The following is a 25,238-nucleotide window of genomic DNA, read 5'->3' as shown; positions in this document are numbered from 1 at the left end:
GAGCAATGAAATCCATCGCAGAGCACTTTTTGGCACCACAACCACATGCTATATTAAATTAAATTCCCTACATCAGGCTCAATAATGAATTTTAGTTCACTATGGCGCGGTAAAGCACCTCGCCTAACAACCACATTCGCGGTGTTAACTTTAAGCACATTAAGTAGCGCTTTAGTCGCTGCACCATTAGATAAAGCAGATATTAAGTTTATTGGCCCAATTGCAGCCGACATGCAGCTAAAGCCATATCAAACTGAGCATCAAGATGCGATTATTAACGCACTATTACCTAGCATTCAACAACCAACAACAAGTATTACGGTATTTGGCGAAAAATTAAAGTGGCAAACCTTAGACAAAGTAAATGCGTTAACTCTTGGTGGTCTACAAGCATTAAAGTTTACCGCTCATGCAGAGCGCTTTAGCCAAGGCACATTGACACTTAAAGGTATCGAAAAAGCGCAGTTGTTTATCGATGGTGAAAAACAATCAGTCACAAAAGAAAGCTATGAACTGGCATTACCGCAAGGCGATCACCAAATAGTGATTATTGCTGAACAAGTTGCTAATTGGCACGATGTTGACGTTGATTTCAACCCTAAAGCAGCAATTGATAGATTAACTTTTAGCAATAAAGAGCAACACGGTTTATCTGCTAAACAACTGTTTGATGCCACAACGGTTAGTTCACTATCTTTAGCACCTGATGCCAAACACTATTTAGTGGCAAAACGTCATTATCAGGATAGCACTGGCAATCAAGCAAATGTGATCACAGAGCTAAAAAATGATGATAATCAAACAGTTTACCGTTTTGAGTCGGGTCAACCGAGTAACATTATTTGGAGCCCCGATAATAATTATTTAGTCTATCTATTAGATGGAAAGTTAAAGCAATTAAATCGAAAAACCCTTAATCTTAAAGTGATTGCCAGCAACCTAGAGGGCGCGGGTGACTTTGCATATTACGATAACAACAGCTTAATCTTCAGCTGGTCCAAATCACCAGCAGCTGATAACAGCCTAACTAAACACTACCAAGGTTTACAAGATCGTTGGTCATATGCCCGCACAACCTCACAAGCTTACTTATTAGATATAAGTACAGGCCTGAGTAAAACAATAAGCCAAGGACCACTTAGTCACAGTATTGAAGATTTTAATAGCAAACGTGGTACGGTATTACTGAGTCGTGGTGTGCAAGTAATGCAAGCGTCGACTCACCCCACCACTGAGTTAGTGGAATTGAATATTGCCAATGCGAGCAACACAGTTATTGGTCAGTTTGCTACGTTTAATCAAGCTAAATACACAGGTGATGACATTTATGTCACTGCGGGTCCTGATTTTAAAGATGGTTTAGGCAGAAACCTACCTGAGAATATGCTTGCTAACAACTATGATGGACAGCTTTACCTATTAACTGATCATGGTAAAAATGCAGCACCATTAAGTCGTGAATTTGATCCTGCCATTGGTCAACTTGAAGTGCTCGCTAATGGCGATGCCCTCGTTAAAGTCACTGAGCAAGATACGATTGCTTTGTACCTGTACGATAAAAGCAAACAACGCTTTAGCAAACTCAAAACAGGTTTTGATGTAGTTGAACAATTCAGTTTTTCACACAACCGCAGCCCAGCTATTTTAGTTAGCGGCTCTAATGCATCATCTCCACAGCAATTAAAACAGTTAAGTATTAATAAAAACACCGCAACCACATTGTGGGATTCTAAACCACAAGCGTATGCAAATACCGATATAGCCAGCTTAGATGAATTTAACTTCATCAATACCGCAGGTGTTGAAATTAAAGGTCGTGTTTACTTTCCAAGCAATCTTGATAAGAACAAACACTACCCAGCATTAGTATATTACTATGGCGGTACATCACCGGTTACTCGTGGTTTTACTGGGCGTTATCCTTTCAATTTATGGGCAGAGCATGGCTATGTGGTTTATGTAGTGCAACCGACCGGTGCAACTGGATTTGGCCAACAGTTCTCTGCTAAGCATGTGAATGCGTGGGGTCAATATACTGCTGACGATATTATGCAAGGTACCCAAGCACTATTAAAACAGTATCCATTTATTGATAAAAATCGTTTAGGTAATTTAGGCGCATCATACGGTGGCTTTATGACTATGTTACTGACCACTAAAACAGACATGTTTAGTGCCTCAATCGCACACGCGGGGATTTCTAATATTACCTCGTATTGGGGTCACGGTTGGTGGGGCTATTTATATTCTGGCGAAGCCTCTAAAAACAGCTATCCTTGGAATAATAGTGAACTATACAGCCAACATAGTCCGGTTTTCCATGCAGACAAAGTAACCACACCGCTACTGCTATTACATGGTGATGCTGATACCAATGTACCTGTAGGCGAAAGTCACACTATGTATACTGCGCTGAAACTACTAGGCAAAGATGTTGACCTTATTGAATATAAAGGGGCGGACCATCAAATTTTTGCTCGCGATCAACGCTTTGATTGGTGGGATACTATGCTTGCCTACTTCGATAAGCATTTAAAAGAGCAACCACAGTGGTGGCAGTACTTATACCCTGAAAAGTAGCTTTTATTCTGTTCAACAGGTAAACCTAGTATGTTTACCTGTTGATAATAATTAAATAATCACCTAAATAGTGCATAAATACTAAAAATCGCCCTTCTCACCTTTTACGAATGAGTGATAACATAGAGGCATCATTAAAGGTAATTAAGATACTATGACTATTCATGTTTTATTGGTTGAAGATGACGAACTATTAGTAAAACGTATATTCAATCATTTTGCAGAGACTGAATTTTGCATTGAAAATGATGCGACTGGCGCTGATGCCTTAGCAATAGTGCAATCTCGCGCTAATAATCATGATGCCATATCATTAGCAATTATTGACATAGTATTACCTAAACGTGATGGCTTACATTTAGCAAAAGAACTCAACACCCTCACAGACATTGGTGTGATCATGCTTTCAAGCAGAGATTCTCAAGCCGATCGTATTGCCGGACTTGCCCAAGGCGCTGATGACTATATTTGTAAACCAGTTGATTTATTAGAGCTTGAACTACGTATAAGAGCACTTTATAAGCGCTTAAAAAGTAATAATAACAGTAGCGATGAAAGCGAAGAATTTATTGAATATGCTGACTTCAAACTGCATCCAGACAACCGCACTTTAATCACTGCTAATGGCATTGAATCTAGGCTCACTGAAGCGGAACATAAAGTGTTAATTTGTTTGATCTCAAACGCAGGAAAAGCCACGTCTCGTGAAAAAATATCAGAAGAAATTGGCCAGCCAGATTGGAGTCCAAATGACAGAACTGTTGATGTTTTAATTGGCCGCTTACGTAAAAAACTGAGCGATGAAAAAGACCAAAAACGCATCGTTACGGTACGCGGTAAAGGCTACATGCTGTCAATTTAATGCAATCTAACCACTAATACTGGGTTAATTGTGATAACAAACGTTCAAATGCACGATAATTGAGTGCCTCTTTTAGTTCATCTAAACTAATATTATCTTGCCCTTTTAGATCACTAATTGTTCGCGCTACTTTGATCACTCGATGATAAGAGCGTGGCGATAATGATAGCTTTTCACTGGCTTTAGCTAAAAACTGTAACTCCGGCGCTGCAAGCGCGCAATGCACACTCATTTCTTTATTATTAAGTCGCGCATTGACTTTACCTTGGCGACGCAATTGCAGATTATATGCCGCCTCGACCCGCGTGCGCACAGTCGCACTACTTTGTTCTTCTTGAGTGCTTTGCAATTGCGCACTGCTTAAACGTGGTAGCTCTATTTGTAAATCAATACGGTCAATAAATGGTCCTGATACCCGCGATAAATAACGCATAACTTGATCCGGAGTTGCGCGCTTATCATTATGACAACCCGTAGGACTTGGATTAAGAGCCGCAATTAATTGAAACTGTGCAGGAAACTCCATTTGCCTTGCCGCTCTTGAAATCGTTACAGTGCCTGTCTCCATTGGCTCGCGTAATGAGTCAAGCACCTTACGTTCAAACTCAGGTAGTTCGTCAAGAAATAATACGCCATTATGTGCCAGTGAAATCTCCCCTGGTTTTGGGTTTGAAGAGCCTCCGACTAGCGCCACAGCGGAGCATGTGTGATGAGGATTACGAAATGGTCGCTTGCGCCAGTTAGTTAGATCGACACTTTGACCAATAATTGAATACAACGCTGCGGTGGAAAGTGCCTCATCATCGGACATGCCCGGCATAATAGTCGGCATACGTTGCGCGAGCATTGACTTCCCCGTACCAGGTGGCCCCAAAAAAAGTAAATTATGGCCACCCGCCGCAGCGATTTCTAACACTCTTTTCGCGCCCGGCTGGCCTTTTACATCACTTAAATCAATTAAGAATTCAACACCGCTATGTTGCTGTTCTGGGTAGCTAATATTAAGAGGTAAAGGCTGCTGATTGAGTAAATCACTCCATACTTCTTGGATAGAAGAGACCGCTTTGCGCTCAACGCCATTTACTAAACTCGCTAAACTGTCATTTACTAAAGGTAAAAAACAACAATGCCCTTGTGCTTTAGCTGCTAAAACTGATGGGAGTATTGCATTCACGCCACGCACTTCGCCATTCAGTGCCAGCTCACCATAAAATTCATAGCGTTCAATATCAGTGCAAACAATTTGCTCTGAAGCGATGAGAATACCAACCGCAATCGCTAAATCAAAACGCCCCCCCTCTTTGGGTAAATCAGCAGGTGCTAAATTGACTGTAATGCGTTGGTCTGGAAAACCAAATTTAGAGTTTTCTAATGCGCTGCGTACACGATCTTTGGCTTCTTTTACTGAGGCTTCGGGCAAACCTACAATATGAAATGCTGGTAAACCATTACCTAGATGCACCTCAACGATCACTTCAGGTGCTTGAATACCCACTTGGGCACGAGAATAAATTCGAGCTAATGACATCCTTTGTCCCTGTAACGTTCTGTTCTTTACAGTCTAGTCAGGATATTTAAAAATATGTAGTGTTAGTTGCCATTTCATTGCTGCAAGGCGTAACAGCAAGGTGGTTAACATCGCTAACACCATCGCTATCTCTGTCTCAATGTTCAATACAATTGCTTGGGTATAAACAATACCACCAGCAATACAAGTAATTGCATATAGCTCACCTTTTAATAGCATAGGAATATTGCCTGCCAACACATCTCGCGTTACTCCGCCAAAGCAACCGGTGATCACTCCCATAATAATTGCGGTTGTAGCTGGCATCCCCGCGAGCAATGCTTTTTGCGCCCCCATTACAGCAAAGAACGCTAAACCAAACGCATCTGCAACTTGTAAATGATATAAAGGAATTGATTTTTGCTTATTGATCAATCGCGTGGTAACAAAGACAGACGCAAATATCGCGATAAAATAACTTTGGTCGTGTAACCAAAATACCGGAACATCTAAAATCAAATCTCGAATTGTGCCACCACCTATCGCGGTGACCGTCGCCAGTACCACGACTCCAAAACCATCCATTTTTTTATCATAGGCAATTAAAGTGCCTGACATGGCAAATACGGCGATGCCAATTAAATCAAACCAATGATAAAGTTCAGTCATATATCCAAGCCATCCCAAGATGCGAATCGAAGTTAAAATAAACAGTGCTTAACGACGCCGTTTTAGCACAATAAATCCAAAGTTATAAGTGAACTTTAGATTTATTGCTATTTCTATTAATTCAGTAACTGCTGCGCTGTTTGCAACTGCTTATAACGTACGACCAATGTAATGCCACGCAGTAGCATAAAGCAGGTCATTGCGAACCAAAGCGCATGATTTTGCCAAGCATTAAACACCCAAAACACGCCAAAGAATCCAACTAATGCTGAAATTAGCATGGTATTTCGCATATCTTGAGCTCTAGTTAGGCCAACAAAAATACCATCAAACAAAAAGCAACTCATTGCCGCTAATGGCATAAAAATCAACCATGGTAAGTATTCATTGGCGGCTTTGATCACTTCAGGAATATCTGTTAATAAGGTAATAATTTGCGAACCAAACAATGCAAAAAACACGCTATAACAAAAAGCAAATAGCATTCCCCAAAATACGCTTATTTTTACCCATAAGTTTATACGCCGTACGCTATGTTGACCTTTTGCTTGGCCAACTTTTGCTTCACTTGCATAGGCAATACCATCAAGAGCAAAGCTCACTAGCATTAAAAAGTTCAGTAATACAGCATTTACCGCAAGCGTTACCTCGCCAATGCGTGCACCATAGAAGGTCATAAAGCTAAAACACAGTTGTAAAATTAAGGAGCGAATAAAAATATCACGGTTAAGACTTAATAACGCCCACATTTTATCTCGGCTAAACCACCCACCTAAAAATAGCGGCACAGTCATTTTTTTCGCCAACCTAAAAACCAAGAATAATGCAAATAATAGCGCGGTATAATCGGCAATCAACGATGCCCAAGCAGCTCCGGCGACTTGCCAATCTAAGTACACAACAAAATAAATATCTAAAACAATGTTGGTGATATTAGTAACTAGTAATAAATAAAAAGGCCCTTTACCGTAATGAATCCCTAACATCCAAGCTAATAATACCAAGTTACATAATGCCGCTGGTGCACTAAAAATACGAATTTCAAAATAACTATAAGCTTGTGCGAGCACCTGCGCACTGGAACCAGAAAGGTAAGCTATGGCATTTTTAATAAGTGGCGATAAAGCAATTAAAGAAAATGCCACGATAAGCGCTAATACTAAACTGCGCTTTAATAATCCGGCTAATTGAGGATAATCTTTCTTGCCATAAGCTTGCGCAACCAGCCCTGTGGTACTCATGCGTAAAAAGCCCGCCAACCAAAATAGTAATGAAATTACCGTGGCGCCCAAGGCAATTCCGGCAAGAAAATGAGCACTACCAAGATGCCCTATTACTGCAGTATCAACTATTCCTAACAGTGGCACGGTTATATTTGATAATATCATTGGACCAGCTAACAACAGCAAGCTTTTATGGTGTGCTTTATGACGATTAAGAAATTTTTTCACAGTCTGCTATCGATCCTCTTTTGTCTATCTTTACCTGCTCACAGCGCAGTTATTTTACAGTATCATCATGTCAGTGAGACCCTGCCAGCAGTCACCAGTGTCAGTGCAGAAACCTTCACTGAGCATTTAAACTATCTAAAACAGCATGACTTTAACGTAGTGCCACTGAATGAATTACTATCTGCTTTACAACAAGGCCAAAGTTTACCAGATAAAACCGTCGCTATTACCTTTGATGATGGTTACAACAATAATTATGAACAAGCAGCGCCGATATTAGAAAAGTTTGCTTACCCCTATACTATTTTCGTTAATCCAAAATTGATTGATGAAGGTAAAGGCTATGTAATGGGCTGGAATAAACTCAGAGAACTTGCCAAAAAAGGTGCTCTGATCAGCAATCACAGCGCACAACATGATTACCTACATCGTAAATTAGCCGATGAAACACCCCAACAATGGCAGGCGCGTATTAAGCAAGATATTTTGTCATCACAACAACGGATCAAAGAAGAAATTGGCCATGACTATAAATACTTAGCATATCCATATGGCGAGTTTAATAACCAATTACAAAGTTTAGTGAAAGAGTTGGGCTTTATTGGTATTGGCCAACACTCTGGTGCCATCAACAAAGACTCTGATTTTAGCCGTTTACCACGCTTTCCGGCTTCTGGGTTTTATAGCAAGCTTGATACGCTAGTGACCAAACTAAACTCTCGCGCATTTTCAATCCAAGAGCTTACTTATATTGATAGCGTGACCAGCCAAAACCCACCTCAGATCAGCATTAAATTTAATATGGGAGACTTTCATAAAAGTCAGCTAGCTTGTTATGTATCGGGCATCGGTCAGGCAAAACTAAACTGGTCAGCAGCTGATACTGTGACCATAAATTCACCGAAAAATTTAGCTCAAGGGCGATCACGATTTAACTGCACAGCACCATCAATTGCTCATAAGAATAGCTATTATTGGTTTTCACAACCGTGGGTAATTGTGCAGTAAAAATATAATCCCTTGATAATTATCAACCTGAGCCCGGGATAATCAGCTCAAGTTTATAAGGTGACTACTTTTTCATTGCTTGGTTTAGTAGATGCTGCGTCACTTTATCAAGCGAGACCACCGCTAAAGCTGCTCCGATCTCTACAGCGGCTTTAGGCATGCCCCATACCACTGACGATAGTTCATCTTGCGCTACGGTATAAGCACCATGCTGTTTTAGCGCCAGTAAACCTTGCGCACCATCGCTCCCCATACCCGTTAATAAAGCTGCGATGGTATTTTTAGGGCACACTTTAACCAGCGAGTTAAACAATACATCAACCGCAGGACGATGACGGTTAACCGGCTCGCTCTCATCAAGCTGACAATATAAGCTGCCTCCTTGCTGTATAACGCTTAAGTGTTGACCACCCGGGGCGATAAACGCCCAGCCAGCTTTTAACTTATCGCCTTGCTGCGCCTCTTTGACATTGATAGTACATGTCCTATCCATGCGCAAAGCAAATGAACTACTAAACACAGGTGGAATATGCTGCGTGATAACGATCGGAGGGCAGTTTTCTGGCATTCTTATTAGCACCTCTTTAATCGCCTCTGTTCCTCCTGTTGAAGCTCCAATCGCCAAAACCTTATTGATACTAAACTGTGCATTACTTAACGTTTCGATAGGTTGTACTTGGCTTAATTTAAAAGGCCGTACTCTTGCCGACGCTGCCGTACGGACCTTTTGTTGCACTAATTTAGCATACTGGCTTAATTGCTCAGATACATTGACTGTCGGCTTAGCTATAAAATCAACTGCCCCTAATTCCAGCGCCTCCAAAGTCATCGGTGAACCTTTTTGAGTGAGCGTTGATATCATTACCACAGGCATAGGCCGTAGACGCATTAGGTTTTTCAAAAAACTAATGCCATCCATTTTCGGCATTTCAATATCTAAAGTCAGCACATCGGGATTAAGTTGCTTAATCATTTCTCGTGCTTGATAAGGGTCTTCTGCACACCCTACGACCTGAATATCATCAGCCTGGTGCAGTACCTCCGTCAATACTCGTCGAATCAATGGCGAGTCATCAATCACTAACACCTTGACCATTTTTTACCCCTTAAAATAACTCAATATCGGTTTTAGAATCTTGTTCTTCGATATCATGTAAATAACGGACTTCGCGTTTTTCAATCACATCAGTGTGCATGTCGCGCAATTTTTTAACCTGCGCTTTGCCTGTTTGAGGGTTAAAATTGACCTTACGCGGCCAAGGCCCCCCCACATCATGAGACACTAATTCTAGCCCTTCTTCTTGCACATAAGAGTAAGCAAAGCGAATATTACCAAGGCCAATATCTGTCATCGAGCGAATAATTTTACCGCCGCCAAACAGTTTTATTTTTAGATTTTGCCTAGAGGCGCCATTTTTAAGTACTTCATTAATTAAAAACTCCATCGCCCAGTTACCATAACGACAATTTAAGTTATGCGCACTAGTTGGCTCTACGCCTTTTTCAATCGGTAACATAAAGTGATTCATGCCACCCACACCAAGCTTGTCATCATAAATGCAAGCAGCAATACATGAACCTAGCACAGTGGAAATCACCTCATCGTTTTTTGACACGTAAAACTCACCGGGCAATACTTTAGCAATAACTTGCCGCTGACCTGAGTCCCAAAACCGCTTAATATGCTCAAACCCATGTAATACTGGCTTAAAATGACTATCCATAAATCACCTTCTGATACATAGTTTTACCTAAGTTTTTAAACTCACTATGCTCCTTTCCCATGGTTTCAGAATGACCTAATAATAGGTACCCATGTTCAGCTAAAATATGACAATAACGGTGGAATAACTGATCTTTTGTTTCTTTATCAAAATAAATCACCACATTACGACAAAAGATCACGTCAAAAGGCCCTTTCATTGGCCAGTCTTGTAATAAATTCAACCGCTTAAAATGAATTTTTTGCTGTAATTCAGGTTTAACTTTGAATAACTCACCATCTTTAGTTTTTAAAAACCAGCGCTGTAATTGATGTTGTTCAAGTCCATTCACATTAGCCGCAGTGTAGGTACCTGATTGTGCTTTAGCTAATACATTTGAATCCAAATCAGTGGCTAAAATTTTCACATCCCAATCGGCTGGAAATAACCCATGTAAGGTCATAGCTAAAGAATAGGGTTCTTCCCCAGTTGAACAACCTGCAGACCATATCCGAACTCGCCGAGTGCTTTTATTTGTCACTAATAACTTGGGTATTACATGGGATTGCAAATAATCAAAATGATGTGATTCACGAAAAAAAGAAGTCAGATTAGTTGTTATTGCATTGATAAAATCACTAAATTCTTGCTCTTTATGTGCCTCTAAATAAGCTAAATACTGTTTAAAATTTGTCAGCTGCAATGTTCTGAGCCGACGAGCAAGACGTGAATAGACCATTTCTCGTTTATGATCACCTAATACAATGCCACACGCGTCATAAACTATTGCAGCTATTTGCTTGAAATCATGGTCGGTTAGTAAAAACTCTTTCATTACAATTACTCGCAATAGGCGTGACTGAGCTGCGATTGAATATTAACAAAATTGCTAAAAGTTAAGACTCTGGATTTTTCAAAGTACAGAGGCTTAACTAGTAATGCGATTGCAAAAAACGTTAAAATTCCTCCCATTCATCAGCTGAATTAGCAAAGTTATTACCTCGCGCTTTACTACGGATATTATTACTACGTGGTGGCGCGGTAGTAGGAGTTACTGATGCAGTATTAATTACAGCGTCTTGCTGACTTATAGTAAAAAAGTTCAGTAACCGGGTCATATCATTCGCTTGCTCTGACATTGACTCGCTGGCCGCGGATGCTTGCTCAACTAAGGCCGCATTTTGCTGGGTCATTTCATCCATTTGCGAAATAGCTTTGTTGACTTGCTCAATACCTGAACTTTGCTCTTCGGATGCTGCTGCAATATCAGATATCATTTCAGTTACTTTTTGTACTGCAATAACAATTTCTTTTAAAGTGGCTCCTGATTCATTAACTAATAAAGTGCCATCTTCAACTTTACCAACGCTATCTCTGATCAACTCTTTAATTTCTTTTGCAGCCCCCGCGGAACGCTGCGCTAGATTACGCACTTCGCCGGCAACGACAGCAAAGCCACGCCCTTGTTCACCAGCTCTAGCAGCTTCAACAGCGGCATTAAGAGCTAATAAATTAGTTTGAAATGCTATTTCGTCAATCACGCTAATAATATCGGCAATTTTTTTACTCGACTCATTAATTGCCGACATGCTGATCACCGCGCGATTAACAACTTCGCCCCCTTGCTGCGCTTTGTCGCGCGTTTCTTCTGCTAATTCATTAACCACTTTTGCATTATCAGCATTTTGACGTACTGTACTGGTCATTTCCTCCATGCTAGATGCTGTTTCTTCAAGCGATGAGGCCTGCTCTTCTGTACGCTGGCTTAGATCAGCGTTGCCTTGAGATATTTCCTCTGCTCCACTTGCCACTAAGGTTGCCGAGGTATTAATACGATTAATGACTTCCGTTAATTTATCAGCCGTGGTATTGGCATCACGCTTGAGTTTTTCAAACGACCCCTGATACTCTTGCTCTATCCGTTTTGATAAATCACCATTGGCCATCGCATCAAGCATATTAGCAGTACCGGTGACAGCATCATCAACAATACCAATTAAACCATTTAGACCTTTAGCTAAGCGTAAAAAGAAACCGCCCTTACCTTGCTCTGTAACACGAGCGTCTAGATTACCTTTGCGTGCAGAGCTGACTAAGTCAGCAATTTCTTTTTCTATTGCGACTTCGGCTGTTCGATCTTCCCACTCCACCACAGTGCCAATACGTTCATTTTCTGGGGAAAAAATAGGGTTCGCAACTAAGCCAAAGGTGCGCCCACCTACAAGTATCTCTGCACTGTAAGTATCGGTTAGCTTGCTTAACAGATTGCGTTGATGAGCTGGGTTTTTATGAAATACATCAATGTTTTGCCCCATTAACTGACTACAATCAAAATTAGGTAAGTCGCGTCGTAAATCTTGCTCTGCGGCGCGCATCATATTTTGCACCGCTTCATTCATATATATAATATCGTTTTTAGTATTTGCAATCATGGTGTTTGTGGCAACCCGATCCAGCGCTCTTCGTACACGTAAATTCTCTTCAGCAGCACGTTTTTCAGCAGTCGATTTTTTAATACTTTCGGTTAAATCTTGCCACTCAATTATTGTTCCTAAGCGCTTACCTTCTTTATTAAACCAAGGGGTCGCAATAATATTAAAAATTAACGATGCAATTTCTAGTTTTGACTCAATAGAGTCGGTCAAGTTTGTATACAACTGAACCTGTTGTGCTGTATTTTCAAAAAATGCCGTAATACTTGAGCCCACTATACTATTGACGGAAAAATCACCTAGTACACTCTGCAGCTCACCTTGTCTGGCTTGGAACATTTGTTTTAATTGATTGTTAGCAAACACTATCTGTAAATCATTGTCTGCCATCATCACACTCGCCTGGCAGATCGTTAATGCGCTCGATAGATCAGCATCCCTTTTTGATTCTTTTTCTAATTCTTTTTGAGCTGTGATGTCTGTCGCATATTTAACCACCTTATAAGGTTTGCCACTGAGATCAAAAATTGGGTTATAAGATGCTTGGATCCATACTTCACTGCCATCTTTAGCGATACGTAAGTACTCACCTGAGTCAAATTCACCACGACCTAATTTTTGCCAAAACAGTTGGTATTGCTCACTTTTAGCAACCTCAGGTTCAATAAATATACGGTGATGCCGCCCGACTATTTCTTCTAACTGATAACCAAATGTCTGCAAAAAGTTGTCATTCGCGGTCAACACGCTGCCATCTAAACCAAACTCAATCACCGCTTGAGATTTACTAATAGCAGCAATTTGACCCGCAGCTTCAACAGCAACCATCTTTTGCGCCGTAATATCACTGGCAAATTTCACAACTTTTATAACATTTCCATGCTCATCCTTAACGGGGTTATAAGTTGCTTGGATCCACACATCTTTGCCGCTTTTACTGATCCGCTGAAACTCATCAGCAATAAACTCTCCGCCTTTCAAGCTTTGCCAAAAGCTTTTATATTCACTGCTCTGAGCTTCTTTTTTAGATACAAACATTGAATGATGCTGGCCCTGAATTTCTTCTAAGGGGTAACCCATTACATCTAAAAAGTTATTATTCGCCGTAATAATTATGCCGCTAGGTTCAAACTCAATCACCGCAAGTGACTTATTTAATGCCGTAACGATTAAATCATTATTTGATTTTTTAGAATTACTAAACCACCCCATGCCCATCACCTTCTTGTTGATCACCATTTGCTATATTTAGTATTTGGCTAAATATCCATTGTTTTTTGCAGGTCCAATAACGCGACCATCTTCTCACCGACATTCACTAACCCTGCGATAAATTCAGCATTCTCTGAGCCGCTAAAGTTAGGCACCGTCTTCGCATCTTGCTCTACAATACTGTAAACATCAGATACGGCATCGACTACCATTCCCATAATCTTGCTATTTTGCTCAAAAATTACTTTCACTACGATCACCACTGTTAAAGGTCCATAGTCAATCGTCGCTAAGCCAAACCGTAATCTAAGATCTAAAATAGGTACTATGGTGCCACGTAGATTAATCACCCCTTTTACATAATCTGGGGCATTCGGGATCTCGGTGATCTCCTCCCAACTGCGAATTTCTTGAACAGTTAAAATATCAACACCGTATTCTTCATCAGCCATAATAAAGGTTAAAAACTGCTTAACTCCTTGGGCCTGTTCAAGCATTATTTTGTTATCTAATTCGCTGTGCGCAGAGATCATGAAGCCTCCAAGTTGGCTTGCGATTCAATAATCAATTCTTGGCTACCGGGTTTTCTTAATCCTGATAATTTAATTAAGCCGCTGATATCGACAATCAACGAAACCCGACCATCCCCTAATATAGTGGCACCTGACACGCCATCTACTTTTTGGTAATTAGCTTCTAAACTTTTAATCACTACTTGTTGCTGTGACAATAAATCGTCAACTAACAAACCAATTTTTTGGTTATCGCTTTCAACCACCACTAACAAGGTTTTATCAAGCGTTTCTATCGCACCTTGATGATTAAAAATACTGTATAAACGCAAGATAGGAATGTATTCATCACGCAGCCTAAGTACATCTAGGTCTTTACCCACTCGGCTGACTTTGCTGATATCTATTTGTAATGATTCAACAATAGAAATTAATGGAATAATATAGGTGTGCTTTGCAACCCTCACTAACTGACCATCTAAAATAGCCAGCGTAAGTGGCAAGCGAATAGTGAAGGTAGACCCAACACCTGCAGCAGATGAAACTTCAACCGAGCCATTGAGTGATTGGATATTACGCCTGACCACATCCATACCTACCCCACGTCCGGATATGTCGCTTACCTCATCCGCGGTTGAAAAACCGGGCATAAAAATGAGTTCATTAATTTCATCATCATCCAACTCATCAGCTTCACTTACTAGCCCATTAGCAACCGCTTTTTGTTTAATCTTTACAGTATTAAGGCCTTGTCCGTCATCCATGATCTCTATAACAATATTGCCACCTTGGTGAAATGCATTAAGTGTGACTGTACCGACTGGGTCTTTACCTGCAGCAAGACGCTGTTCAACAGTCTCTAGACCATGATCCAGCGAATTTCGCACTAAATGCACCATAGGATCTGATATTTTTTCCATTACAGTTTTATCAAGCTCGGTCTGTTCACCTAACAGTTTTAGCTCAACTTGCTTATTTAGCTTTTGTGAAATATCTCGTACTAAACGCGGAAAACGACTAAATACAAAGCTGATTGGCAGCATTCGGATACGCATTACATTTTCTTGTAAATCACGAGTATTATGAGCCAATTGCGCTAAACCTTCCTGCAAAGAGGCGATAGTCGCTTCGGTGATCTCTTGTTGACCAATTTGGCTCAACATGGCTTGAGTGATAACCAGCTCTCCAACCATATTGATCAATGAATCAACTTTATCTATGCCTACTCTGATTGAAGTAGATTCTGCAGCTGGAGTGCTTGCTTTGACCGCAGTGCCTTTTTTTATTGGTTTAACCGCAGCAACATTGACAACTGCAGGGGCTGAAGTTGAATTAGGGTTTTCCTCAATTACATCAGGTGTTGTAATTTGCGCATCATCATCATCATCATCATCATCAGCAAATAACCCTCCGCACAACGCGATGGTAATATCAGCATCATCTTCAACCCACTCAAATATTTCTCGAATCGCACTCTCATCTTTTGCTGTGTTTAAAAAGAATCGCCAAGATAAAAAACAATCATCGGGACTTAAATCAGCAATGTCAGGGATCTCATTATTGAAAGCTTGAGTCTCTAAATCGCCCAATTCAGCCAACTCACTGATCATATACAGTGGCTCATTGCCTGTTTTAAATAAATGATGATGTGGTTTAAAATCAATCTGATAGGTGTTTAGCGCAAGTTGAGCGGGGCTAGCAGTGACTTCCAGTTTATTTTTTTCGGCTTGATCTACCCCTAAAATCTGTTCAAACTTAATTCTCAGTGCAATAGCTTCGTCTAAATTAGGTTCTTGCTCTGCTTGTAAGCCACGAAGTAACTCCCGCAAGCAATCAACAGATTTAAGTAATAGGTTAACATGCTCTGCGGTAAGCTCTCGTTTCCCCTCACGAATTTGATCTAATAGGGTTTCTAGCACATGAGTAAAGTCAGACACAGAGTTAAAACCAAATGTACCACTGCCGCCTTTGATAGAATGCGCAGCACGAAAAATGGTATTGATTGTTTCTAAATCTTCTTCGCCAGGTACCAAGTTTAATAACTCAGCTTCCATCGCATCTAAGCCTTCAAAACTTTCCTCAAAGAAGACTTCAAAAAATTGACTTAAATCTATACTCATACCCCATCCCCTAGATTAGCGAATTACTTTTTTTAAAACCGCTAATAACTGTTCAGGATTAAAAGGTTTAACTATCCAGCCTGTTGCACCAGCAGCTTTCCCTTCTACTTTTTTGTCCATTCCTGATTCTGTTGTTAGCATTAGCAATGGCGTAAATTTATAGTTTGGTAAGGTGCGTAACTCCCTGATCAAAGTAATACCATCCATCACTGGCATGTTGACATCGGAAATCACAGCATCAAAACCTTGTTGTTTTGCGATGCTAAGTGCTTCACTTCCGTCCTTTGCCTCAGTGACATCAAAACCCGCCTTTTTCAGTGTAAAACTCACCATTTGACGCATCGATGCCGAATCATCCACGGCTAAAATTCTTTTCATATGAACTCCTTAATCTGCATTTTCTAGTATTAGATATTCACTCAGGCCTAAGCGATTAATGGCATTTTTTAAAGGCTCACTTTGCCCAACCCAAATAATTTTGTGATGTACGCACAGCAAGTGCTTTTGCAGAGCACACAATAGTTGAATCGAGGCAGTATCTACGCGTACAACTTCACTAATGTCTAAACAAACATCATCATTGCGGTGTAATTCTTGTAATAAATCTTGGTGTAAGTTTTCAACTTGGGTGATTGCTAGTTCAGCGGGAAGCTTCATCATATTGTTCGCACTTTCCATGTTTAACCAATTCATAACAAAAGCTTAGACTGAGTTAGTAAAAATGCCATAAATGCGTTGAAAAAAGAGTGAAATTATTTACAGGGGGGATAAAAGAAAAACAAAAAAGGAGCTAAACGCTCCTCGAAAATAATTAAAATATACTTTTCTATTAATAATGATCCGCAATCTGTTTAAACTCAGTTATTAATAATTTAGCATTAATTAATGGCACACTGCCCTGTTTAAATTCAGGTTTAAATATGGCCCTTACCGCCCCTTGAGGATCAACCATCGCAATTGAAGCACTATGGTCAACGGCATATTCTTGCTCATCACTATTACTAATTGCGTAAATCAAACCTAACTCTCTAACTAGTGGAAATAGATCTTTATGTTCCCCTGAGACCGCTAAAAAATCAGGATTAAAATAATCAATGTAGGCTTTGCGTTTAGCGACTGTATCGCGTTTTGGATCGACCGCTAAAAACCAAATTTGCAATGGGTATTCATCTTTCAACGCTTTATAAACGCCATTGAGTTTAGCTAATGTCAGAGGGCAAATATCTGGGCAACTGGTATAACCTAAAAACACTAAATTCCATTGACCTTGCAATGTTTGCTTAGTTACTGGCTGAGCATTTTGATCTTGTAAAGTAAAATCACTCAAAGGTTTGGCTTGTTCATATACCAAAGCTTCAACGTCAGGCATAGCGCTGTCACTACAAGCTGTTAACAGCAATAAACTTAACGCCAACCACACTCTCGCCCCACGCTTAACTGCTAAGCTATTCATATAACGAACCATTTATCTATAAATAAGGCGACAAAGAGTATCATTAAATGAATAATTGAAAAACGGAATAAATCCATTGCTGTATCGTCATTCCCCGCTATTTTTAGTTTTACCGCTTTATAGATGAAAATCCCATTAAGTAATGTCGCAGCAATTAAATAAATGAGCCCCGACATACCAATTAAATAAGGCAATACACATACCAAAGCCAATAAAATAGAGTATGCAACTACACAGGTTTTACAAAAATCAATGCCATGAGTGACTGGCAACATGGGGATCTTAGCGCGTTCGTAATCACTTTTGCGAGCAATTGCCAACGCCCAAAAATGCGGCGGAGTCCAAGTAAATATGATCATCACCAATAACCAAGGAGCAGCTGCCATGTGCCCGGTTTCTGATACCCACCCTAACAACGGCGGCATGGCCCCTGCTAGTCCTCCTATAACAATATTTTGTGGCGTTGCACGCTTTAAAAAGGAGGTATAAATAAACGCATAACCAACTAACGCAAATAAGGTTAATACAGCGGTTAAAGTATTAGCCCAGATCATCAACATAATGAAACCACTCACCCCAATAACAGCGGCAAAACTTAAAGCATGCAGTTTAGATAACCGCCCCTTAGCAACTGGCCGATGGCGTGTACGTGCCATTTTACTATCTATTTCGCTATCAACTACATGATTGATCACCGCAGCTGCAGCGGATAACAAGCCAATCCCCAGTAAACTAATAAACTGTACGCCAATACCACGACCAACATCGGGTGCCAGCGCTAAACCAACCCATGCTGTTAATACCAACATCGCGACTACTTTAAATTTACTGATCGCTAAATAATCATTTATTAAGCCGCTAATTTGGCTAGGTGCTAACTTTGTTATTGCTATTAATGGTGTCATAACTGCCCCTATGTACGTGCTTTTAAGTAAAAACATAAACGAACGACTGTTAACAATAGTATGGCAGCCATTAAATTATGTGCCAGCGCAACGCCGAGCGGGAAATGCCAGTGCACAACCGCCAAGCCCAAACAAATTTGACACAGCAACGCGACCAATACGGAGACTGTACAATGCTTTATTTTTCTCGACACAGCACGGCTATAAATGCGCCACATGATCAGCGCTAATACTACACAGGTAACTAACGCCCACATTCGATGTAATAAATGGATCGACATCCTAGCCTGCTGTGAAAGTACACCATATTCATAAGTACTTTGCTCTAATGGCAACTGAAATACGCTACTCAATGAAAACGGCTGTCCGTAACTACACAATGGCAAGCCATTGCAGTGCGGCGCCGCATAATTAGCAGCAAGCCAACCGCCTAGCGCTATTTGCAATACCAATACCACTAATGCGACTAGACTAAGTTTAAAGTAACGCCGAGCTGGGGCGTCGCCGCCAAAAATTGGTTTTGCCGTTAGCCGTAAATACAATAATGTAACCAATGATAAAATACTAAATCCACCTAATAAGTGCCCCAATACAATCAGCGGCTGTAAATTCATGGTGACGGTCCACATCCCTAAAGCCGCTTGGAACACCACCAGTATTAGTAATAGTAAGGGTAATTTAATTGGCGTGGTTGGATATTGACGTTTTAATAAAGCCAATATAAATAACGCTAAAATAAGTAAACCTAACGTGCCGGCAAAATAGCGATGGATCATTTCTTTCCACGCTTTAGCGGTTTCGAACATCATATCAGGGTAGGTTTGCTCTACATGGGCTAAATCAGCCTCATGCTTGGGTACCGTTAAAAAGCCATAGCAACCGGGCCAATCCGGACAACCCAATCCGGCATCACTCAAGCGCGTATAAGCCCCTAAGCCAACAACTAAGATCGATAACATAAAAGTGGCTAATACCAAATGTTTATAGTTTTTATACATAATTGGCACTCCTTAATTTAGCTAGAACGCGAATAGTTAAGTAATTTTTTTAAATCTTTTAACAGTCCTTTTTGAGTCAAACGGTTTTGCTGTGGCTCACTATGGTAGGGATACTGCAAGACCACTAAGCCCATATGATCAATTAGATATAAACTAGCTGGTTGCAGTACATCAACCTCAGGTAACTGACGCCATGGCAGCTCTTTTTGCTGTGTCTGGCCAAGGATGGCTACATCGACTTTACCTTGATTTTTACCAAGAGCGATGTAGAGGTTCTCTAGTGCTTGTAACTGCTGTGCACAAGCTTGTTGGCATTGTGCTGGGTGATTTAAAGCAATAGTCCATTGTTTATGCTCCGTTTTTTTCCAATCTTGTAGTTTTATTTCCTGTGTTAAAAATTCCCCTTTATTACTCGATGCACTAGGTATCCACTCAAGCTTTAACGCCAAATACGCCAGTATTAAAGGCACTAAACAACAGCCAATAAATATTAATAACGGATTGTTTTTCATTGTAATTCCTTCTTTTTAAAAGCAAATACAGCAATAACAAGGCAGGCAATCGCAATCAATAACCATTGCACTGCGTAGGCTTGATGTTTTTCGGGGCTCATCACCACAGCTTGGTAATGCGGCGCAGCAATCTCATCCGCGATACCTTGCCGATAACCAATAAAGTCAATCATGTCGCGACCTGTTTGCTGTGAAAACAATGCTAAATCGATAATTTGTACGCGCTTGGGCCATGCTGTATCCGTCTTGTGTTGTGCATCTTGCAAAGTAAAGCCACTGAGCTTTCCTTGCTTTAATTGCACGGTCATTGCCAAAGGAGTCGATGGTAGGTTTATACTAGGGAGTTGCTGGCGAGTAAGTGGTGCTTTAACCCAACCCAAATTCACCAACAGAGTTTGCTTACTTTGCTGTAAACGCAGCAAGGTAAGTACATCGTAGCCAACCTGACCTTGGTAAACTTGATTATCTAACAACCAATATTGCTGCGTATCTAGCACTCCAGAGATACTTATCTGCAAGCCCGTTTTATTCCAATCACTAGGCAGTTGCTGCATTTGCTGCCAGCTCATTACTCCCTGACTTTGCAGGGCTGCTATTTGTGTTAATTGCTCAGTTTTACTTTCAGCTCGCTGTAATTGCCAATACCCTAGGCGTAAACACACCAATACCACAATGGTTACCACGCAAATGGTAATAATTGAGCTAAGCTTTTGTTTACGCCATAAAATTAACTGCATAAAGGTGACCCAGTGATTATTAAAATTATTATCGTACTGTTGCTACTATTTATACTTTTTAACTTGTTCCGTGCCTTATTTATTATGGTATCGGGTAAAACAGATGGACGGCCTATGTCTCACTATTTAGGCCGTCGTGTGCTGTTTTCTGTTATCGTCTTAGTGGTTGTTATTGCAGCCCTTAAACTAGGTTTCATCCACAGTAACTCATCACCAATTGATAAAGTTACAGCACATATACAAACACAAATAAACACAACCACACCACATCAACAAAATGCCAATACCAAGCTGCGGCTTGAAACGCAAAATGTTTATCTGGGCTAAAGTGGCCCTTTAAAATGCGGATCAGCATGACTAATAATAAAATAGTTCCTAAGGTCACATGCATGCCATGAAAGCCGGTTAGTAAAAAGAAAGTATTGCCATATACGCCAGCATCTAAGGTCAGTCCTAAATCCTGATAAGCATGCATATACTCTACGACTTGCAGCCCTAAAAAACAGACCCCTAATACGATTGTCAGTGCCATAAATACTTTTAATGGCCCACGCTTATTGTTCTCCATGCCTACATGAGCAAAATGTAAGGTAACCGACGAGGTTAGTAATATTAATGTGTTGATCAGCGGCAATCCCTGCCAACCCATAGCCTGTGTCGTACCACCACCGGGTGTAGTAACTAATGGCCAGATTGCTTCAAAAGTAGGCCACAGTACCTCATTGGTCATGGCATTATTTCCGGCGCCGCCAAGCCAAGGCACAGAGATCATCCGGGCATAAAAAAGGGCACCGAAAAAAGCCATAAAAAACATTACTTCAGAGAAAATAAACCAGCTCATGCCTTGACGAAACGAGCGATCCATTTGCGCTGAATATAAGCCTTGATCAGACTCTTCAATGACATTTTTAAACCAGCGAAATAGCATAAACAGCAACACACCAATTCCTGCGTAAAGCACATAATGGCCAGCACCACCGCCGCTGCTTGCTTGCATTACGGTAAGACCTGCACCAACAGCAATAAAAAACATCGCAAATGCGCCAACTATTGGCCACGGACTTTGCGCGGGAACATAATATTTTTCGTAATTTTTATCCATTTTGTTTGCTCCTAATTAGCTATTAGCTTGGCAACCTAATTACTAGCCACTATCTGCCCGCTAATATCAAACACGGTATAAGACAAAGTTAACTCTTCAACATCTTCAGGTAATTGCGTATCAACATAAAAAAGCAGTTTAAATTCCACTTCTTCACCTGCTTTCAAAGGTTGTTGATCGAAACAAAAGCAAGCCATTTTATGCAAATACTTAGCTGCTTTGCCTGGAGACACCGACGGTACCGCTTGCATAACTTTATCTTCATTACTGGTATTTTTTGCTCTAAACAGCACTTCGCGCATAGCTCCGGGCTTTACTACCACACTATACTCATGTGATTGCACCTCAAATGGCGCTCCACTTTGCGCATGAGTTGTGAAGCTTACGTCGATTTCTCGTGCCTCATTAACACTCGTACTTTGCTTTGCTTGCTCTAACGAAGGCTTACCATTAAGGCCTGTTACATCACAAAAAACGTCGTACAACGGCACCAAAGCAAACGCAAAAGCGAACATGCCAAGACATATTAAAACTAAGCGCTTAAGCAGTGGTGCATGACTCATTACTTAATCTCCGGTGGCGTTTCAAAAGTATGATAAGGCGCAGGCGATGCCACCTCCCATTCCAAACCCTCAGCACCATCCCACACTTTGGCGGGCACTTTATCGCCGCCTCGTGCACACTTAAATACTACAACCACAAATAACAATTGTGATAAACCAAAAGCAAAGCCACCAATACTAATAATCGCGTTAAAGTCTGCAAATTGCAGTGCGTAGTCAGGAATCCGGCGCGGCATACCGGCCAAACCAACAAAGTGCATAGGGAAAAACAATACATTCACGCTCACTAAAGACAACCAAAAATGCCATTTAGCCAAGGTGATATTGAACATATTTCCCGTCCATTTTGGCAGCCAATAATACGCCCCGGCCATAATTGAAAATATCGCCCCAGTCACTAACACATAATGAAAATGCGCCACCACAAAATAAGTATCATGGTATTGAAAATCAGCAGGAGTAATCGCCAGCATCAACCCAGAGAAACCACCTAAAGTGAATAACACAATAAACGCAATACTAAATAACATAGGCACTTCAAAACTAATCGAACCACGCCACATGGTGGCTACCCAGTTAAATACTTTGACCCCAGTTGGCACCGATATCAGCATAGTTGCATACATAAAAAATAATTCGCCAGCGACAGGCATACCTGTGGTAAACATATGATGCGCCCAAACTATAAAGCTAAGTAAAGCAATCGAAGATGTGGCATATACCATAGAGGCATAACCAAATAATTTTTTACGTGAAAAGGTCGGCACTATAGTCGAGATAATGCCAAAGGCTGGCAGAATCATAATGTACACTTCAGGGTGACCAAAAAACCAAAATATGTGCTGGAACATCACCGGATCACCGCCCCCAGCAGCATCAAAAAAGCTGGTTGCAAAATACTTATCAGTCAATACCATAGTCACAGCACCGGCCAATACCGGCATCACAGCAATCAATAAAAAAGCGGTGATAAGCCATGTCCACACAAACAGCGGCAGCTTCATCCAAGTCATACCTGGCGCACGTAAATTAACGATAGTTACAATCACATTGATTGCGCCCATAATTGAGCTAATACCCATGATGTGAATAGCAAAAACAAATAATGCGGTATTATCGTTACTGTAAGTTGTTGACAGTGGTGCATAAAAAGTCCAGCCAAATGCCGGGCCACCACCTGGCATAAACAGGGATGCCAGTAAAATAATAAAAGCAAAAGGTAAAATCCAAAAGCTCCAATTATTCATCCGTGGTAATGCCATATCTGGTGCGCCAATCATGAGTGGTACCATCCAGTTAGCCAATCCTGTAAAGGCCGGCATAACGGCACCAAATACCATGATCAAGCCATGTACTGTGGTCATTTGATTGAAAAAGTGAGGCTCTACTAACTGTAAGCCAGGTTGAAATAACTCTGCGCGGATCACCATCGCCATGGCGCCACCAATTAAAAACATCGTCAACGAAAAAATTAAATATAAGCTACCGATATCTTTATGGTTAGTAGTATAAAGCCAGCGTTTAAAACCTTTCGCAGGATGATGATGTCCATCATGGTGTGCAGCTTGATCATGTTGTTGCTCTGTTACGCTACTCATTATTTAGCCTCCGAAGTTGCATCAATCGCGGCTTGTATCTGACTCGGTTGAATTACATCCCCAGTGTCATTGCCCCATGCATTACGCTTATAGGTGATCACAGCTGCTAGCTGCTTGATTGATAACTGCTTGTCAAATGCTTGCATAGCGGTACCTGGGCGACCATGAAGCACTACATCAATATGATCTTTAATATCTCCTAATACTACCGGACTGCCTTTGAGCGCCGGGAAAACCCCCGGTAAGCCCATACCTGTTGGTTGGTGACACGCAGCGCAACTGGCCATATAGACTTGCTCGCCGAGTGTCATTAATTCTTCTTTTGGTAATGTTTGATCTAATAATGCAGCATCAGCAATTGCAGCGTTTGCTTTTGCCTGCTTAGCTTCGCTCAGCCAGTTTGCAAATGCTTGCTCAGATTTAGCTTCAACCACCACAGGCATAAAGCCATGATCCTTTCCGCATAGTTCTGCACATTGCCCTCGATAAATGCCCTCTTCATTAATTCTGGTCCAAGTTTCATTGATAAACCCAGGGTTAGCATCTTTTTTCACTGCAAAATCAGGCACCCACCAAGAATGAATAACGTCGTCTGAGGTCATTAAAAATCGTACTTTTTGATTAATTGGCAACACCAAAGGTTTATCAACTTCAAGCAGGTAATTAGGGTTTTTATTTGCAAGATTAGTTATTTCATCTTGAGGTGTAGCAAGCATTGAATAAAACTCAACATCTTCACCCATGTACTCATAATGCCATTTCCATTGAGAACCAGTAATTTTAATCGTGAGATCAGCTTTACTAGCATCTTCCATTGCAATCAAAGTTTTTGTCGCAGGAATTGCCATACCAATTAAAATCACAAACGGGATTGCCGTCCAAAGGATTTCAACTTTAGTACTTTCATGAAATTGGGCTGGTTTTGCCCCTTTAGATTTACGGTGGTGGATCAGTGCCCAAAACATCACGGCGAACACGATGACCCCAATCACACAACATATAATAAATATTGTCATGTGCAGCTGATAAACATCATTACTTATATCTGTTACGCCCTTACGCATATTAAACTGGCTATTAGCCAATACTTGCTGCGGTAGAACAAACAATATAAGCCACAAGGTAGAGCTCAATTTACCCATGTGACGGCTCCTTTAAATGCTATTGCAAAACGCAAAGCGAAAAGGCGGCACAGCTTTATTCGCGCCAATTCGTTATTTTTTATTGTTACTGAATATTAACGCAACCCTAAATTATGCTATTGAGCAAAATTGTTAGACTTTTAAAGTAGCTGTTAACACAGTGTATTAACCA

At 40.8% G+C, this 25,238-nt stretch carries 24 protein-coding genes; 4 read left to right on the top strand and 20 right to left on the bottom strand.

Annotated elements, in window-relative coordinates; translation table 11 throughout:
* Positions 1-84 precede the first annotated feature (84 nt).
* A complete protein-coding gene (locus H5163_RS15025; protein WP_182735458.1) occupies positions 85-2,580 on the top strand; it encodes a S9 family peptidase in 2,496 nt (831 codons plus the stop codon).
* Between the two features lie 154 nt (positions 2,581-2,734).
* Positions 2,735-3,442 (top strand): response regulator transcription factor, encoded by a 708-nt coding sequence (locus H5163_RS15020; protein ID WP_182731734.1) that lies wholly within the window; start codon positions 2,735-2,737, stop codon positions 3,440-3,442.
* A gap of 13 nt (positions 3,443-3,455) precedes the next feature.
* On the opposite strand, the gene H5163_RS15015 is transcribed toward H5163_RS15020, so the two are convergent.
* From H5163_RS15015 to dinF, 3 genes are all read right to left on the bottom strand, one after another.
* On the bottom strand, positions 3,456-4,970 hold the full coding sequence (locus H5163_RS15015; RefSeq protein ID WP_182735457.1) for a YifB family Mg chelatase-like AAA ATPase: 1,515 nt from the start codon (positions 4,968-4,970) through the stop codon (positions 3,456-3,458).
* 33 nt (positions 4,971-5,003) lie between these two features.
* Positions 5,004-5,618: a trimeric intracellular cation channel family protein gene (locus H5163_RS15010; protein ID WP_145237840.1), complete on the bottom strand. Its 615-nt coding sequence runs from the start codon at positions 5,616-5,618 to the stop codon at positions 5,004-5,006.
* Positions 5,619-5,734: 116 nt separating this feature from the next.
* A complete protein-coding gene (gene dinF / locus H5163_RS15005) occupies positions 5,735-7,069 on the bottom strand; it encodes an MATE family efflux transporter DinF (RefSeq protein ID WP_182735456.1) in 1,335 nt (444 codons plus the stop codon).
* Here dinF and H5163_RS15000 point away from each other — a divergent pair.
* A complete protein-coding gene (locus H5163_RS15000) occupies positions 7,046-8,077 on the top strand; it encodes a polysaccharide deacetylase family protein (protein ID WP_145237834.1) in 1,032 nt (343 codons plus the stop codon). The genes dinF and H5163_RS15000 overlap by 24 nt on opposite strands.
* 64 nt (positions 8,078-8,141) lie before the next feature.
* On the opposite strand, the gene H5163_RS14995 is transcribed toward H5163_RS15000, so the two are convergent.
* The 13 genes from H5163_RS14995 to H5163_RS14935 all read right to left on the bottom strand — a co-directional run bounded on the left by H5163_RS14995 (position 8,142) and on the right by H5163_RS14935 (position 20,661).
* Complete coding sequence (locus H5163_RS14995) at positions 8,142-9,173, bottom strand: chemotaxis response regulator protein-glutamate methylesterase (protein WP_182731731.1); 1,032 nt, start codon at positions 9,171-9,173, stop codon at positions 8,142-8,144.
* 10 nt (positions 9,174-9,183) lie between these two features.
* On the bottom strand, positions 9,184-9,801 hold the full coding sequence (cheD, locus tag H5163_RS14990; protein ID WP_149980431.1) for a chemoreceptor glutamine deamidase CheD: 618 nt from the start codon (positions 9,799-9,801) through the stop codon (positions 9,184-9,186).
* The gene (locus H5163_RS14985) at positions 9,794-10,615 is read right to left on the bottom strand and encodes a protein-glutamate O-methyltransferase CheR (protein WP_145237825.1); all 822 of its coding nucleotides are present in this window, start codon (positions 10,613-10,615) and stop codon (positions 9,794-9,796) included. Before H5163_RS14985 ends, cheD begins: the two co-directional genes overlap by 8 nt.
* Before the next feature lie 121 nt (positions 10,616-10,736).
* The gene (locus tag H5163_RS14980) at positions 10,737-13,424 is read right to left on the bottom strand and encodes a methyl-accepting chemotaxis protein (RefSeq protein ID WP_182735455.1); all 2,688 of its coding nucleotides are present in this window, start codon (positions 13,422-13,424) and stop codon (positions 10,737-10,739) included.
* Positions 13,425-13,471: 47 nt separating this feature from the next.
* Entirely contained in the window at positions 13,472-13,957 is a 486-nt protein-coding gene (locus tag H5163_RS14975; RefSeq protein ID WP_145237819.1) for a chemotaxis protein CheW, read from the bottom strand.
* Entirely contained in the window at positions 13,954-16,056 is a 2,103-nt protein-coding gene (locus tag H5163_RS14970) for a chemotaxis protein CheA (RefSeq protein ID WP_182735454.1), read from the bottom strand. Before H5163_RS14970 ends, H5163_RS14975 begins: the two co-directional genes overlap by 4 nt.
* Positions 16,057-16,071: 15 nt before the next feature.
* Entirely contained in the window at positions 16,072-16,434 is a 363-nt protein-coding gene (locus H5163_RS14965; RefSeq protein WP_145237813.1) for a response regulator, read from the bottom strand.
* A gap of 9 nt (positions 16,435-16,443) precedes the next feature.
* Positions 16,444-16,716, bottom strand: a complete 273-nt coding sequence (locus H5163_RS14960; RefSeq protein WP_145238313.1) for a lipid asymmetry maintenance protein MlaB — start codon at positions 16,714-16,716, stop codon at positions 16,444-16,446.
* A gap of 169 nt (positions 16,717-16,885) precedes the next feature.
* Positions 16,886-17,509, bottom strand: a complete 624-nt coding sequence (locus H5163_RS14955; RefSeq protein WP_145237811.1) for an SCO family protein — start codon at positions 17,507-17,509, stop codon at positions 16,886-16,888.
* Positions 17,506-18,414: a heme o synthase gene (cyoE, locus tag H5163_RS14950; RefSeq protein ID WP_179959138.1), complete on the bottom strand. Its 909-nt coding sequence runs from the start codon at positions 18,412-18,414 to the stop codon at positions 17,506-17,508. Before cyoE ends, H5163_RS14955 begins: the two co-directional genes overlap by 4 nt.
* An 8-nt stretch (positions 18,415-18,422) precedes the next feature.
* Entirely contained in the window at positions 18,423-19,412 is a 990-nt protein-coding gene (locus tag H5163_RS14945) for a heme A synthase (RefSeq protein ID WP_145237805.1), read from the bottom strand.
* 17 nt (positions 19,413-19,429) lie between these two features.
* Positions 19,430-19,924 (bottom strand): transmembrane cytochrome oxidase associated protein, encoded by a 495-nt coding sequence (locus tag H5163_RS14940; protein WP_145237802.1) that lies wholly within the window; start codon positions 19,922-19,924, stop codon positions 19,430-19,432.
* A complete protein-coding gene (locus H5163_RS14935; protein ID WP_145237798.1) occupies positions 19,921-20,661 on the bottom strand; it encodes an SURF1 family protein in 741 nt (246 codons plus the stop codon). The genes H5163_RS14940 and H5163_RS14935 overlap by 4 nt, the downstream gene beginning before the upstream one ends.
* 12 nt (positions 20,662-20,673) lie before the next feature.
* Here H5163_RS14935 and H5163_RS21470 point away from each other — a divergent pair, with 12 nt between their 5' ends.
* Positions 20,674-20,988 carry a DUF2909 family protein gene (locus tag H5163_RS21470; protein WP_145237795.1) on the top strand — a complete coding sequence of 105 codons (315 nt, stop codon included), beginning with the start codon at positions 20,674-20,676 and terminating at the stop codon, positions 20,986-20,988.
* Here H5163_RS21470 and H5163_RS14925 read toward each other — a convergent pair.
* The 4 genes from H5163_RS14925 to coxB are packed head-to-tail and all read right to left on the bottom strand — an operon-like array spanning position 20,888 to position 25,066.
* Entirely contained in the window at positions 20,888-21,763 is an 876-nt protein-coding gene (locus H5163_RS14925) for a cytochrome c oxidase subunit 3 (protein WP_145237792.1), read from the bottom strand. The two genes, H5163_RS21470 and H5163_RS14925, sit on opposite strands and share 101 nt — an antisense overlap.
* A 35-nt stretch (positions 21,764-21,798) precedes the next feature.
* Positions 21,799-22,326 carry a cytochrome c oxidase assembly protein gene (locus tag H5163_RS14920; RefSeq protein WP_149980422.1) on the bottom strand — a complete coding sequence of 176 codons (528 nt, stop codon included), beginning with the start codon at positions 22,324-22,326 and terminating at the stop codon, positions 21,799-21,801.
* Positions 22,326-23,924, bottom strand: coding sequence for a cytochrome c oxidase subunit I (gene ctaD, locus H5163_RS14915; protein ID WP_145237784.1), 1,599 nt, complete (start codon positions 23,922-23,924; stop codon positions 22,326-22,328). Before ctaD ends, H5163_RS14920 begins: the two co-directional genes overlap by 1 nt.
* On the bottom strand, positions 23,924-25,066 hold the full coding sequence (coxB, locus tag H5163_RS14910; protein WP_145237781.1) for a cytochrome c oxidase subunit II: 1,143 nt from the start codon (positions 25,064-25,066) through the stop codon (positions 23,924-23,926). Before coxB ends, ctaD begins: the two co-directional genes overlap by 1 nt.
* Between the last annotated feature and the right edge of the window lie 172 nt (positions 25,067-25,238).

The organism is Pseudoalteromonas sp. SG44-8, assembly GCF_014164125.1.
Lineage (GTDB): Bacteria > Pseudomonadota > Gammaproteobacteria > Enterobacterales > Alteromonadaceae > Pseudoalteromonas > Pseudoalteromonas rhizosphaerae.
Note: the sequence above shows the minus strand (reverse complement) of the source record. Positions and strands in the feature narration are given on the sequence as shown.